Origin of the sequence: Microcystis sp. BLCC-F209, from assembly GCF_041928595.1 — a bacterium.
Lineage (GTDB): Bacteria > Cyanobacteriota > Cyanobacteriia > Cyanobacteriales > Microcystaceae > Microcystis.
Genome location: NZ_JBHFLL010000092.1, coordinates 1 through 14,299, shown reverse-complemented (window position 1 = coordinate 14,299; position 14,299 = coordinate 1). Strand labels below are relative to the sequence as shown.

Sequence of the window (14,299 nt, the reverse complement as noted above, 5' to 3'; positions counted from 1 at the left end):
ATTCATAATTCCCACTTCCCCACTTCCCCACCTCCCCACCTCCCCACTTCATAATTCATAATTCATAATTCCCACTTCCCCACTTCCCCACCTCCCCACTTCCCCACTTCCCCACTTCATAATTCATGATTCATGAGTCCGAGGGGCCCCCATGGCCACCGCGGGGCGGCGGGGGGGCCGGGGGGCAGGGGGGCCGTGGGGACGTGGGGAAGTGGGGAAGTGGGGAAGTGGGGAAGTTGTCTCATCACCCCAAAACCCTATCACCCTATCATCCCAAAACCCTATCACCCCAAAACCCTATCACCCTATCACCCCAAAACCCTATTACCCGAACAATGTTTACGGATTGACTGGAAACGTGATACTATGATAGGTTGCAGTGTTTAAGCAAAGATCACGAGTCCTATGGCCTTAACCCAGACCAAAAAACAAGAACTAATCAGCCAATATCAGGCCCACGAAACCGATACAGGATCATCGGAGTTACAGGTAGCTTTCCTAACCGAGAGAATCAACCAACTGACCGAACACCTGAAAGCTAACCCGAAAGACCATGCTTCCCGCCGGGGATTACTCCAGATGATCGGTCGTCGTCGGGGACTGTTAACCTACATTCAGAAGAAAGATCAACAACGTTATCAAACCCTGATCGGTCGTCTCGGAATTCGCCGTTAAGCTTACCCCCTTTGCATCCCTACCATGGCCTCTGAATCGAAATCGACGGAGAAAAAAGAACGTCTTCCCTTTGAGCCGCGCCAAAATAAGCGAAAAACTCCGAAAATTGCCCCTAGTCCCGTGCCACCGCCGATAAAGACTCGCTCCGAGGAAACCAGCTTAAAGGCAATTCCCCAAGCGGTCAGTCAACGGATGGCCAAACGGATGGCGGTATTTTGTGGCATTCCGACAGTATTGGGGATAACTTCCTTTTTTGGCTTCTACTGGATTATTAGCCACAATCTTCTCGAAATCCCTTCCTACGTCGCCATGCTCGTCAGTTTAAGCCTATTTGGTCTAGGTTTTATCGGTCTGAGTTATGGCATCTTCTCCGCTTCTTGGGACGAGGATCGGGTGGGGGATTGGCTAGGATGGCAAGAATTTCAAGCTAATTTTGGCAGAACGATCGCTGCTTGGCAGTCCGGCAAAAAAGAAGTGGAAGAAAAATAGATAACCTCTAGAAATCGTCAACAATAGAGATTAAAGGAAAAAATAAAGGGTTAATGCCATGATTATTGTCATGAAAGTTGGTTCCCCGGAAATTGAAATCGAGCGCGTCAGTGCCGAATTCGAGGCATGGGGATTAAGTCCTGAAAAAATCGTCGGTAAGCATAAAGTTGTCATCGGTTTAGTCGGAGAAACCAGGGAATTAGACCCCCTACAAATCCAAGAATTAAGCCCTTGGATCGAAACCGTCCTGCGAGTCGAACAACCCTTCAAACGAGCCTCTTTAGAATACCGTCACGGGGAATACAGCGAGGTTTTAGTCCCCACTCCTAACGGTGTTATCCCCATCGGCAGAAATCATCCCGTTAGCATTGTCGCCGGCCCCTGTTCGGTGGAAAATGAGGCGATGATCGTGGAAACTGCCAAACGAGTGGCGGCAGCCGGAGCGCAATTCCTCCGCGGTGGCGCCTACAAACCCCGCACTTCTCCATACGCTTTCCAAGGTCACGGGGAAAGCGCTTTAGAATTACTAGCGGCGGCTAGAGATGCCAGTGGTTTGGGTATTATCACGGAAGTAATGGACGCGGCGGATCTCGATAAGATTGTCGAAATAGCCGATGTGGTGCAAGTGGGGGCCCGCAATATGCAGAATTTTTCCCTCCTGAAAAAAGTTGGGGCGCAACCGAAACCAGTCCTACTCAAGCGCGGCATGGCGGCCACTATTGAAGATTGGCTGATGGCGGCAGAATATATCCTCGCGGCAGGAAATAGCAATGTTATTCTCTGCGAACGCGGTATCCGCACCTTTGACAGTAAATATACTCGTAATACCCTAGATTTATCCTGTATTCCCGTTTTAAGAACTTTAACCCACCTGCCGATCATGATCGATCCTAGCCACGGTACGGGTAAATGGGAATATGTACCGACCATGGCCATGGCTTCCCTGGCAGCTGGGGCCGATTCCTTGATGATCGAGGTGCATCCTAACCCGGCCAAGGCCCTATCCGATGGGCCGCAATCCTTGACCCCCGACAGGTTCGACCAGTTAACGCGGGAGTTAGCGGTCATCGGTAAGACGATCGAGCGTTGGCCCCAGGTTCCAGCACTGGTTTAATAAGATAATAAGGGGGTGAATCAACCCCCTTTTTTGGGCATAAATTTCGCTTTTCGGGGCAGTTATGGTGACAGTTCCTCTGGAGTTAAATACTGGGCCAATTAGGGGCGAAAAACGGGTAGTTTTTAATCATCTCAGTTGGTTATCCTATCGGCAAATTTTACAGGCCCTAGGGGAAAATAATCGCGCCCATTTATTTTATGATCGTGGCACTTTAGAAATTACTATGCCCCTAGAAGAACACGAGTTTTATCGAGAGTTAATCGGACGTTTTATCTATTTTTTGGTGTCCGAATTGGGTTTAAAAATTAAAAGTCTGGGTTCCACAACTCTAGCTAGGGAAGATTTAGAGCGAGGAGCAGAACCCGATAATGCTTACTATATTCAAAATCAAGCCAAAGTGCTAGGGAAAAGAATTAATTTAACTGAAGATCCGCCCCCAGATTTAGTGGTGGAAGTGGATATTACCCACACGGATATTGATAAATTATCACTTTATGCCCGTTTGGGAGTGCCGGAATTATGGCGTTTTAATGGACAAATCTGGCGCATTTATCGGTTAGAAAAGGGGGTTTATCAGGAAGAAGAATTTAGTCCCACTTTTCCCCTAGTTCCGAAAACTAAACTCTATGAATTTTTAGCCACTGCTAAAGAGGATGAAGTCAGGGCAGAAAAAAACTTACGTCAATGGCTTGTTAGTCAACTAGCTGAAAGTTGAGGTAATTATGGTGACAGTTCCTCTGGAGTTAAATACTGAGCAAATTAGGGGCGAAAAACGGGTAGTTTTTAATCATCTCAGTTGGTTATCCTATCAGCAAATTTTACAGTCCCTAGGGGAAAATAATCGCGCCCATTTATTTTATGATCGTGGTACTTTAGAGATTACTATGCCCCTAGAAGAACACGAGTTTTACCGAGAATTAATCGGATTATTTATCCGGATTTTGGTGGTAGAATTGGGTTTAAAAATTAAAAGTCTGGGTTCCACAACTCTAGCTAGGGAAGATTTAGAACGGGGGGCAGAACCTGACAATGCTTACTATATTCAAAATCAAGCTAAAGTGCTAGGAAAAAGAATTAATTTAACTGAAGATCCGCCCCCAGATTTAGTGGTGGAAGTGGATATAACCCACACGGATATTAATAAATTAGCACTTTATGCCCGTTTGGGAGTACCGGAATTATGGCGTTTTAATGGACAAATCTGGCGCATTTATCGGTTAGAAAAGGGGGTTTATCAGGAAGGAGAATTTAGTCCCACTTTTCCCCTAGTTCCGAAAACTAAACTCTATGAATTTTTAGCCACTGCTCAAGAGGATGAAGTTAAAGCAGAAAAGAATTTAAGAGCATGGGTTGTTAGTCAAATAGCTAAAAATAATTAACTAGGGTTTGCTGAAAAAGTTTGTTGGTGGGGTTAGGAGCCGGTCGTTAGGAGACAGGAGAATTAAGAATGAGTAATAATTAATTAAATGGTTTATTTAGAGATTTTCTGCCAGTTAATCTGGCTCTCCCCTACTTGTGGTCATAAGAAAAAGTTATGAAAAAGTCAGATATCCAAATTTTCCTAGCTCACGCTAGTGAGGACAAACCAGCAGTTTTGGCACTGCATGAGCGCCTTAAGCAAGCGGGATATAAACCTTGGTTGGATAAAAAAGACCTGATTCCGGGTCAAAACTGGCGTTCAGTCATCCCCAAGGCGATCGCAGATAGTCAACTGTTCATCGCTTGTCTCTCCCAACGCTCGATTGCTAAACAAGGATTCGTGCAGCGGGAATTTAAAATGGCCCTCAATCAATATGCTGACAGACCGCCGAATTCAATCTATCTCATTCCGCTGAGATTGGATGAATGCGATATCCCCGACCTGCGACAGGAGGAGTATGGCTTGAACCTGCGAGACCTCCACTGGCTTGATTATTGGGAAGAAGACGGATTTGAGCAACTAGAAAGAGCAATTACCCATCAGTTCAATCCTGAACCGGAAGAGCCAAAAAAACCCGTAATCGTTCCAGAAGAACCAAAACAACCGATAATCGTTCCAGAAGAACCAAAAAAGACCGTAATCGTCACGCCACCGTTATCAGTATTTAACTTTGAGATCGTGCGAGTAAATGCGAAGGGTGAGCAAATCAAAAAAGAGTCGAAACAGTCCCAATATTTCAGCGAAGATTTGGGCAACGACATCACCTTAGAAATGGTTGCCATCCCCAGTGGCACATTCACGATGGGTTCACCAGCAAATGAGAAATATAGTTTTGATGATGAACGCCCTCAACATGAGGTTAACGTCCCCCCCTTTTTTATGGGTAAATATCCCATCACTCAGGCTCAGTGGAAAGCGATCGCCTCCCGTACCGACTTAAAAGTAAAAAAAGACCTTGACCCTGATCCCTCCCACTTTAAAGATCCCCCCAAACCCCCCTTAAAAAGGGGGGCTTCCGATTCCCCCCCTTTTGAAGGGGGGGCTAGGGGGGGATCGCCCACGCGCTGGGATAGACCCGTGGAAAAAGTCAACTGGTACGATGCCGTCGAGTTCTGCGCGAGATTATCGAAACTAACGGGAAGGGAATACCGACTTCCCAGTGAGGCGGAATGGGAGTACGCCTGTCGTGCTGGAACCACCACCCCATTTTACTTTGGGGAAACCATTACCGGGGAATTGGCCAACTACGATGCCAGCTATACCTACGCCGGGGAACCGAACGGAGAATATCGGGAAGAAACGACTCCCGTGGGACAATTTCCCCCAAACGCTTTTGGACTGTACGATATGCACGGCAATATCTGGGAATGGTGCGCCGATACTTGGCACGATAACTATGACGGTGCGCCGACGGATGGCAGTGTCTGGATAGAAAATGGGGATGATAGTCGTTCTTCTCTGCGGGGCGGTTCTTGGTGCGGCTATCCCTATGGCTGCCGTTCCGCTTACCGCCTCAACTACTCCCGCCGCGTCGTCAACTTCAGCTACTTCGGTTTTCGGGTGGTGTGCGGTGCTGGGAGGACTTTGTAGCAGAAAAGAATTTAAGAGCATGGTGTCAACAGACTTGCAAAAATTAGGTGGGCATTGCCCACCCTAATCTTAGGATGGCGGTTTGTAGGTAGAAGCAACGGATAATTCCTTTAATTGCTTCGCTGCCACTGTTGAAGGTGCAGAAGTGAGTAAACAACTAGCTTGCTGGGTTTTCGGGAAAGCAATCACATCGCGAATCGATTCTTCTCCGGCTAACAACATCACCAAGCGATCTAAACCGTAGGCGATACCACCGTGGGGAGGGGTTCCGTATTCAAAAGCTTCTAACAAAAAGCCGAATTTATTATAGGCTTCCTCTGGGGATAGACCGATGGTGGCGAAGACTTTTTCCTGTACTTCCCGTTGATAGATCCGCAAACTGCCGCCACCGATTTCAATACCATTAAAAATCATATCGTAGGCTAGGGCGCGAGCGTGGGCTAGATCCTCTAAATCTTCGGGATTAGGGGCAGTAAAAGGGTGATGCAATGCTTCTAGGCGTTTTTCCTCGGCGTTGTATTCAAACATCGGGAAATCCGTCACCCAGAGGAGGTTGATTTTCTCAGGATCAATTAATCCCAATTGTTCCCCTAAAACTAGGCGTAGGCGGGATAGGGATTTATTGACTGTATCGGTATCTCCTGCCCCAAATAAGAGCAGATGCCCCGGTTTTGCGCCAGTCTTCTCGATTAAAGCCTGTTTTTGTGCCTCTGTTAGGTTATCTTTAATCGCACCGATGGTATCAAAATCGTAGTCTTCGCGCACGCGGATGTAGGCAATTCCCTTCGCCCCCGCGTCGGTGGCTTCTTTGAATAAATCCCCACCCGGTTTGATTCTGACGTTAGAAATCGCCTCGTTACCGTTGGGAATCGGTAAAACTTTCACCGTCCCACCACTAGCGATCGCACCTGAAAACACCTTAAATCCCGAATCGGCAAAAATCTCCGCCACATTGACCAATTCCAAGCCAAAACGGGTATCAGGGCGATCGACCCCATAGCGATCCATAGCCTCAGAATATGTTAAACGGGGCAGGGGCAGGCTTATATCGATATTTTTGACTTTTTTGAAGATATGAGCGATTAAAGCCTCATTGAGGGCTAAAATCTCGCTTAAGGAGAGAAAACTCATCTCCATATCCAACTGAGTAAATTCTGGTTGACGATCAGCACGCAGATCTTCATCGCGGAAACAGCGAGCGATTTGATAGTAGCGATCCATTCCCGACACCATTAATAATTGCTTAAATAGTTGCGGTGATTGGGGTAAAGCGTACCATTGGCCGGGGTTGACACGGGAAGGAACCAGATAATCCCGCGCCCCTTCGGGAGTCGATCGAGTTAAAATTGGTGTTTCCACTTCGATAAAATGCTGTTCATCTTCGAGAAAACGGCGCATTTCCTTGACAACTTGGTGACGTAGTTGTAAATTATGACTCATACGCTCCCGGCGTAGGTCTAGATAACGGTATCGCAAGCGCACATCTTCCCGGACCGATTCACTTTCGGAACTGGAGACGACAAAAGGCAGTTGTTTAGTAACCCCGTTGAGAATCTCGATGCTAGTGGCGTAAATTTCGATTTCTCCGGTGGCAATGCGCGGGTTAAGGGATTCAGGAGGCCTTTGACTGACTGTTCCCGTCACCTTGATGACATACTCGTTTCTGACGGTTTCAGCGATGGGGTAGGAAGCGGGGGTTCGTTGGGGATCACTGACGATCTGGACAATACCACTGCGATCCCGCAGATCGATAAAAATAACGCCACCGTGATCGCGACGGCGATCGACCCAACCGAAGAGGGTGACACTTTTTTCAATTTCGATCGCGCTAAGGTCGCCACAGTAGTGAGTTCGCATAGTCTAACTAGAGAATTACTTATATTACGAATGTAGTATAGAAAGGATGTGGCCAGAAAAAAATCAGACGGCCTTGTTCATTATGCCGGTATTTTGTCGCTCTTGTCCCTTTGTTTAGAGTATTTTTATGGTTTCCTAAGTAGCTGGTTTTAATTAAATTGAAGATAGATTTTGGGTTCGATCCCCCCTGCCCCCCTTGATAAGGGGGGATCGGCACCCCCTTAATCCCTCCTGAATAAGAGGCCATCTGACAATTTTTAACACCTACCTACTTAGTCCTCAGCTATCGGCTTTTCGCAGATCGGCTATAATCAACAAGGCTGATCTAGCAGTTACCGATTTTCAACGATTAAAATCATGAATTCCTTAGAAAAAAAAATGGTGCAACTGTTAAGAGAACTCAGGGAAGATCACCATGTTTCGGGGGTAAAAGCGGAATTCGAGACGGAAGGAACCCGACTGACGGAAGCGATGCGGTTGAAAGAAATTAGTCTGAAAGCGGGGGTGGATTTTAATCTGAAAATCGCCGGTTGCGAAGCGATCAGAGATATCTTTGATGGGGTTAATTTAGGAGTCGATCGCTTGATTGCTCCCATGGTAGAAACAGCCTACGCTTTACAAAAATATCTGCGGGCAGCCAGGAGGGTTTTAGCTGACCAAGGGGTGGAAGATGTGGAGCTATTAGTTAATATCGAAACGATTACTGCCTGTGAGAATTTTCAGGAAATGTTGGCGATTCCAGAGATAAAATCTCTCCATGGTATCGTCATCGGACGGATGGATTTAGCCTGTTCTTTGGGATTAACCCGTCAGGATGTGAATAGCAAGCAAGTTTTGGATCTGGCTTTACCTTTGGCAAAAAAAGCTAAGGCTGCCGGTTTGACTGTTGCTATTGGGGGTGCGGTGTCACTAGATTCTTTACCGTTTTTCAAAATGTTCTGCCAAGGACATTTTGACCGCTTCGAGACGCGCAAAGTTATCTTTGATTGTCCCCAAGCTTTGGATAATTTTAGTTTGGCTTTACCCAAGGCGATCGAGTTTGAATTACTCTGGCTAGAGAATAAGAAAAATTATTATGGTGCTATTGTTCGTGAAGATGACCAGCGTTTAGAAATCTTGCATAATTTACTTTTTGGTTAAAGATATTGGACTGATTATGAATAAATTCTCTTAATTATTTTACAATGGTAACTAGGAAGCAATTTAACCCACTTTTGCGGTTTCTTTTTCTGAGGATTTAGATGATCCATAAATCTTACCAACAGTTTCGACAATGCCAGATTCTCTAAAGCACGAACTTCTGCACTATGCCAAGTATCTCATAGAAAACCACTCAAAAGAATATATGGAATGAACGTCTTTCTGTAACCATAAACTAGTTTGATAATGGAAAACACCTCAAGATCGGAGAAATCAATCAATGTTTACCACAATAGAAGATAAACAATCCCTTTCCCTCGAAGCATTTCTTGTCCTTCCAGAAACTAAGCCTGCTAGAGAATATTATCATGGAATTGTCACTCAAAAACCTATGCCCAAAGGAAAACACAGCATCTTACAATTTGAGTTAGCCTCTGCCATTAATCAACAGACTAAACCTCTAAAATTAGCTTATGCTCTACCTGAATTACGTTGTACTTTTGCAGAACGTTCAATTGTGCCAGATATTGCGGTGATTCGTTGGGAGAATTTGCCACGAGATCTAGATGGAGAAATGGCTGATAAATTTTTAAGTTATCCCGATTGGATTATTGAAATTATGTCTCCCGAACAATCTGTTACCTTAGTGATGGAAAAGATTATTTTCTGTTTACAACAAGGAACAGAATTAGGTTGGTTGATTGATCCTTCAGCAAAGTCAGTCACCGTTTTTCAAACAGGATTACCGAAAGTACATATTGCAACCGCAGGCAATAATCAGCCTTTAGCGGTGATTAAAGGATTAGAAAGTTGGCTAATATCAGCAGTGGATATTTTTGCTTGGCTAAAGGTTTAATTTGTTCTAAGTAGGTGGGTGGAATTAAATAAGTACCTAGAACGTAGGTTGGGTTGAAGCATGAAACCCAACGCCCGCATCGGTTACGCTACCGCTAACCCATCCTACAAATAATTGTGCCTCGCTACTTATCAGCATCGTTTGGTTTATCAGGTTCTTCTCCCCTCTCTCATACAGTCTTAACCAGTAATTTAGATAAGCTAAGACGCATTTAAAGCACTTATTCTTAAGATTAGCCGAATCTCCCCCAATCCCTTTACTGTTGCCTCTTGCAAGAGTGCCTCTTGCCTCGTCTCAACAAGCAATTTAAATGCTTAACAGCTTAGTTAACAGCTTACCCGCAGACTTTCCTCGCAGCATATCTGGTACATTTTGTCAAAAAAACTTTTTCGTTTTAACATAAGTACACATATTTTTGGCAAAAGATCTTTTTCGTCAAAGGAGCAATTGGCAAGTTTTTACCGGGGACTAATTAGTAATCCTAGACGTGGTAAGGGTTTCAAGGCACAAGGACTAAAAATGCACAGAGTAACCCAATTCTTGGATTTTAGCAGCGGGCTGTAACTATTGCAATCTCGTTGACAAATAGGAATTTTTCTCAATTATTTTTTAAGAAAAGTAAAGATTAAGGAATGTAAATTTAAATCTTCTCAAGTATATTGGGATTTTGATAAATTTTGCTTATATAAAGCAGCCCTTAGCATTCAGCTTCTGAGAGCAGTTATCGGCTCTCCCAGGTTTGCTGGGTAAAATGTATGCTAGGATACAGTCTTGCGGACGAGTGAGTGGAACGAACCACAGAGACACAAAGGACACAAAGATCGAGCGCTACTATATAAGTTAAACTTATCACACAAAAAATCCAGTTATAATTCATCTTTAGGAGAAACCCGATATTTTTCAGTGTAATTAGTGAATTTTCTTTTTATTATCAATCTAGCTGGGGCTGACGGCTAATAGCTTTCTTTTTCCTCCGTCACCAGAGTAATACCTGTCCATTCTCCCTTATCATCATAAGAACGAATTAAGCGCTGTCTTTGAGTAGGAGAAAGTAACCAACCAGCCTCTAAAACAAAAGGATGACCGGCAGTAATTTTCAGAGGTGTATTACAGGAAGCACCATCCGGCAGTAGCAGAATTTGCACTGGCAGCGGACTATTTTCAAACAACAATCTTTGTCCCTCAATCCGAGCGCTAGAAGTAATTTGATTATCGCCAAAAGTCAAAGTTTGCGAGAGATAATTATCCCCCTGACGCTCGATCGATACATGGGTAGAATAGGCAGGAGAATTATAAAAATCGCGTCCCGTTGTCACCGCTTGTCCTCGCCATTGACCCAGTAATTGCTCCACCGTTAACATCGGTCTTTCTGGGGAGCTAGAATCGGTCAACTTTTCCCGAATTAAAGTCAAGCGATCGAACTCACAGCGCTCATTAAATAACTGTACGATTCTTAATCGTCTTTCCCCAGAGATTAACCCAAATTCTGCTCCGAATTGTGAGGAAAAACTACTAAAATATAGAGAACCCTGACAAAAAGCTCCCGTCTGGCTAAATAGAATACCCTGATGGAGAGAACTATACTCTAAAATCAAATCTTCTGGCGCTCGATCGCTGTAGAGACGGCGGACCAATTGACGAATCGAGCGATTATTATTAATGCCTTGCAAAGATACCAAAGTCGGGGTATCTTCGAGCAGATCGCCTTGGGGAGACAGACGGGTAAAAGAACCTTGCCATTGACCGAGATTTTTGAGTAAACATTCCCACTGGGAGAGCATAATAATTGAAGTAATTGGGGGAAATAGGACAAAATACATGGGAACAATTCGATTAATGCACGCCAAACTCCATCGAGTGCGCGTCAGCGAGGCTAACGTCGATTATGTCGGCAGTATCACTATCGATCAAGAATTGATCGAGCGGGTCGGTATTTTGCCCCTTGAAGAGGTGGATGTGGTCAATCTTAGCAATGGTAAGCGCTTTTCTACCTACGTTTTTCCCGGCCACACCGGGGAAATTTGCCCTAACGGTGGTGCAGCTCTGCTCTGTCAACCCGGAGATATTTTGATTATCTATGCCTACGAACAACGTCCGAGGCAAGAAGTTCTCGAAAAGGGTCATTTTGCCAAAGTTCTCGTCGCTGATGCCGAAAATCGCTGTCAGCAATTTTTTGAACAGAGCCTAATTCCCCGGGGTGATGGTCAGGGAGTGGAATTCTATAGCCAAGAATGCTGATTCTTGTCCTAAATTTGTTAACTTTCCCGTCATAATAAGAATAAGTAATGTAAATTTTCTTAAATCAGCCCCCATGCGTGTAATTCTCATGACCGGTAAAGGAGGCGTGGGTAAAACCTCCGTCGCCGCCGCTACAGGACTCCGCTGCGCCGAACTTGGCTATAAAACCCTAGTTCTCAGCACCGATCCCGCTCACTCTCTCGCTGACAGTTTCGATCTCGAATTAGGTCACGATCCTCGGTTGGTACGTCCCCATCTCTGGGGGGCAGAATTAGACGCACTAATGGAATTAGAAGGCAACTGGGGCGCGGTAAAACGTTATATCACCCAGGTATTGCAAGCTAGGGGTTTGGATGGAGTGCAAGCGGAAGAATTAGCGATTTTACCCGGAATGGATGAGATTTTCGGCTTAGTTCGCATGAAGCGCCACTACGATGAGGGTACTTATGATGTGTTGATTATCGATTCCGCACCCACGGGGACAGCTTTACGATTGCTGAGTTTGCCAGAAGTGGGCGGTTGGTACATGAGAAGATTTTACAAACCTTTACAGGGAATGTCGGTGGCATTGCGACCACTGGTGGAACCTTTATTTCGACCGATCGTCGGTTTTTCCCTACCGGACAAGGAGGTTATGGATGCTCCCTACGAGTTTTATGAGCAGATCGAGGCTTTAGAAAAGGTTTTGACCGATAATACTCAAACCTCGGTACGTTTGGTGACAAACCCCGAAAAAATGGTGATTAAGGAGTCTTTACGCGCCCATGCCTATCTAAGTCTCTATAATGTTTCCACCGATTTGATTATTGCTAATCGGATTATTCCCGACAAAGTAACCGATCCTTTCTTTGCTCGTTGGAAAGAAAATCAACAGGGTTATAAACAGGAAATTTACGATAATTTTCATCCTTTACCGGTTAAGGAAGTTCCTCTCTACTCCGAAGAAATGTGTGGTTTACCCGCTTTGGAAAGACTGAAAGAAACTCTTTTTGCTGGGGAAGATCCGACTAAGGTTTATTACCAAGAAAACACCATTCGGGTAGTTCAACAGGAAAATAAATACAGTCTGGAATTATATTTACCAGGTATACCCAAGGAACAAATACAGCTAAATAAAACTGGAGACGAGTTAAATATTCGCATCGGTAATCACCGTCGCAATTTAGTCTTACCCCAAGCTTTAGCAGCCCTGAAACCTTCTGGAGCAAAAATGGAAGATGATTACCTGAAAATCTCTTTTAGCAACGTGGTGAAAGTGTAATTTTCCTAGATTGGGTGGGAAGCTTTTCAGTGATCAGTGATCAGTAATCAGTAATCAGTGAACTGAAAAATAACATCTGATAACTGATAGCTGTTTCCCATCGACCGTCTCGACTGGGAAATTAATTTTGCACCACTACTTAGGGTTTGCGGCAAAAAGTAGGGGCGAAGCATTCGGATAGAAAATCTACGGTTTCAGCGATAGGTTATTGCCCGAATGCTTCGCCCTGACAGGACTTGAAAATCTGGCAGCTGCTTCGCCAAACAGGCCCACAAACCCCTTACCTCGTCTATATTTCACATTTATTCAGCCAACCTTACCGATGATTTTCCCAGAAAAATCAAGAGAGTCATATTTTTTCTAACCATGCCAGGACACTTTCAACATCTGCCACTTTTTCTCCTTCAGGTACGGGTGGACGTTGTACCATGACCACGGTTATTCCCAACTCTCTGGCGGCGATAATTTTGGCGTAGGTGGCATCACCGCCGCTATTTTTACTCACGATCGCCCCAATCTTATATTCTTGTAAAAGAGAGCGCTCTGACTGCAAAGAAAAAGGCCCCCGTTCCAACAATAATTTTCCAACCGGTACGATGGCATCTGCTTCTGGAGGGTCAATCATCCGCATCAAAAACCAGATATTTTTTAGATGTGCATAACTTGCCAGTTCTTGCCGACCAATAGTGAGAAATATCCGCGGCGCTAACCCGGGTAAAATATTCGCTGCCGCTTGATTGTTTTCTACTTCAATCCAATTATCTCCAGATACTTTTTCCCAAGCTGGACGACTTAAGATTAATCGAGGAATACCACAATCCGAGGCGGCTTGAGCGGCATTAAAGGAAATTTGCGCGGCAAAGGGATGGGTGGCATCAATTAAACAATCAATGCCTTCTTGGCGTAGATAATTGGCTAACCCGGTGGCACCACCAAACCCCCCCCGGCGAGAGGGAGTTGTGAGGGTAATCGGTTCTCTCGTGCGACCGGCCAAGGAAGCGATGGCATCTATACCCGGAATTGCCGCAATTTTAGCCGCTAATGCTGCCGCTTCCCCCGTTCCCCCTAAAATCAGCACTCTTTTATTTTTAGTCATCCAGATAATTGCCAAAAGGTTAACTAATTTTCCATCTTCTCACCGGCTCTTTTGGGTGGGTAAAGGAAGGAACCACAAAGAACACAAAGAAAGATCGCTCCCATATAAGTTAAACTTATCACACAAAGAGGCAGACATCCTACTCCCCTCTCCCACCCCCGACCCCCCCGATGTCGGCGGGGCAGGGGGGTGAGGGCAATTAAGGGACTTGCGCTTTGATAATGTACCTTTTGGGCGAACGCAGTTCGCCCCTACATTGTGGACAAAATCCGTTACTGTAGGGGCGCAAAGCTTGCGCCCTCCGATAGATTGGGATATTATTCCCACGCAAGTCCCTAACGGGTTTTCTCGGTCTGATTTGGGAAAATGTTATCGTTACTATCGGTCAGTTATTGGCCTGGTTATGGCGCTTTATTTCCGGCAGTCTTTTCGGGGGAATTCTCGGCGGTTTAGTGGGGGTCGTCCTCGCTTACGCTAGTTGGTTAGGATGGGGACAGTTCCATCGTTGGCGTAGGAGTCGCAAGTTGGCAAAACTACCACCAATCGAGCGTTTATACCAG

At 45.2% G+C, this 14,299-nt stretch carries 14 protein-coding genes and 1 pseudogene; 12 read left to right on the top strand and 3 right to left on the bottom strand.

The annotated features are described in order from the left end of the window. Positions 1-405: 405 nt before the first annotated feature. From rpsO to ACE1AQ_RS05875, 6 genes are all read left to right on the top strand, one after another. Positions 406-675: a 30S ribosomal protein S15 gene (rpsO, locus tag ACE1AQ_RS05900; RefSeq protein ID WP_002738807.1), complete on the top strand. Its 270-nt coding sequence runs from the start codon at positions 406-408 to the stop codon at positions 673-675. 24 nt (positions 676-699) lie between these two features. Next, positions 700-1,164 carry a PAM68 family protein gene (locus tag ACE1AQ_RS05895; RefSeq protein ID WP_110543907.1) on the top strand — a complete coding sequence of 155 codons (465 nt, stop codon included), beginning with the start codon at positions 700-702 and terminating at the stop codon, positions 1,162-1,164. Positions 1,165-1,222: 58 nt separating this feature from the next. After that, positions 1,223-2,278 (top strand): 3-deoxy-7-phosphoheptulonate synthase, encoded by a 1,056-nt coding sequence (aroF, locus tag ACE1AQ_RS05890; protein WP_106908145.1) that lies wholly within the window; start codon positions 1,223-1,225, stop codon positions 2,276-2,278. 64 nt (positions 2,279-2,342) lie between these two features. Further along, the gene (locus tag ACE1AQ_RS05885) at positions 2,343-2,996 is read left to right on the top strand and encodes a Uma2 family endonuclease (RefSeq protein ID WP_110543910.1); all 654 of its coding nucleotides are present in this window, start codon (positions 2,343-2,345) and stop codon (positions 2,994-2,996) included. A gap of 7 nt (positions 2,997-3,003) precedes the next feature. Then, complete coding sequence (locus tag ACE1AQ_RS05880; RefSeq protein WP_110543912.1) at positions 3,004-3,660, top strand: Uma2 family endonuclease; 657 nt, start codon at positions 3,004-3,006, stop codon at positions 3,658-3,660. Positions 3,661-3,815: 155 nt separating this feature from the next. Then, positions 3,816-5,291 (top strand): SUMF1/EgtB/PvdO family nonheme iron enzyme, encoded by a 1,476-nt coding sequence (locus tag ACE1AQ_RS05875; protein WP_110543914.1) that lies wholly within the window; start codon positions 3,816-3,818, stop codon positions 5,289-5,291. A gap of 69 nt (positions 5,292-5,360) precedes the next feature. Here ACE1AQ_RS05875 and aspS read toward each other — a convergent pair whose 3' ends face one another. Then, the gene (gene aspS, locus ACE1AQ_RS05870) at positions 5,361-7,148 is read right to left on the bottom strand and encodes an aspartate--tRNA ligase (RefSeq protein ID WP_110543917.1); all 1,788 of its coding nucleotides are present in this window, start codon (positions 7,146-7,148) and stop codon (positions 5,361-5,363) included. A gap of 357 nt (positions 7,149-7,505) precedes the next feature. Between aspS and ACE1AQ_RS05865 the strand changes: the two genes are divergently transcribed. The 3 genes from ACE1AQ_RS05865 (at position 7,506) to ACE1AQ_RS05855 (ending at position 9,144) form a co-directional block, all read left to right on the top strand. Then, on the top strand, positions 7,506-8,288 hold the full coding sequence (locus tag ACE1AQ_RS05865) for an aldolase/citrate lyase family protein (protein ID WP_110543921.1): 783 nt from the start codon (positions 7,506-7,508) through the stop codon (positions 8,286-8,288). Between the two features lie 133 nt (positions 8,289-8,421). After that, a complete protein-coding gene (locus ACE1AQ_RS05860; protein WP_071821284.1) occupies positions 8,422-8,502 on the top strand; it encodes a DUF2281 domain-containing protein in 81 nt (26 codons plus the stop codon). A 66-nt stretch (positions 8,503-8,568) separates the two neighbouring features. Next, on the top strand, positions 8,569-9,144 hold the full coding sequence (locus ACE1AQ_RS05855) for a Uma2 family endonuclease (RefSeq protein WP_002783255.1): 576 nt from the start codon (positions 8,569-8,571) through the stop codon (positions 9,142-9,144). 953 nt (positions 9,145-10,097) lie between these two features. Here ACE1AQ_RS05855 and ACE1AQ_RS05850 read toward each other — a convergent pair. After that, the gene (locus ACE1AQ_RS05850; protein WP_008201416.1) at positions 10,098-10,925 is read right to left on the bottom strand and encodes a DUF3598 family protein; all 828 of its coding nucleotides are present in this window, start codon (positions 10,923-10,925) and stop codon (positions 10,098-10,100) included. Between the two features lie 37 nt (positions 10,926-10,962). Here ACE1AQ_RS05850 and panD point away from each other — a divergent pair, with 37 nt between their 5' ends. Next, positions 10,963-11,382, top strand: coding sequence for an aspartate 1-decarboxylase (gene panD, locus ACE1AQ_RS05845; protein WP_008201414.1), 420 nt, complete (start codon positions 10,963-10,965; stop codon positions 11,380-11,382). A 73-nt stretch (positions 11,383-11,455) separates the two neighbouring features. Continuing rightward, positions 11,456-12,643: a TRC40/GET3/ArsA family transport-energizing ATPase gene (locus ACE1AQ_RS05840; protein WP_008201412.1), complete on the top strand. Its 1,188-nt coding sequence runs from the start codon at positions 11,456-11,458 to the stop codon at positions 12,641-12,643. A gap of 349 nt (positions 12,644-12,992) precedes the next feature. Here the strand turns inward: ACE1AQ_RS05840 and ACE1AQ_RS05835 are convergent, their stop codons facing one another. Beyond that, the gene (locus ACE1AQ_RS05835) at positions 12,993-13,739 is read right to left on the bottom strand and encodes a cobalt-precorrin-6A reductase (RefSeq protein WP_110543923.1); all 747 of its coding nucleotides are present in this window, start codon (positions 13,737-13,739) and stop codon (positions 12,993-12,995) included. A 335-nt stretch (positions 13,740-14,074) separates the two neighbouring features. On the opposite strand from ACE1AQ_RS05835, the pseudogene ACE1AQ_RS05830 reads away from it, so the two are divergent. Further along, positions 14,075-14,299: pseudogene (locus ACE1AQ_RS05830) on the top strand (hypothetical protein); the annotation flags it as partial.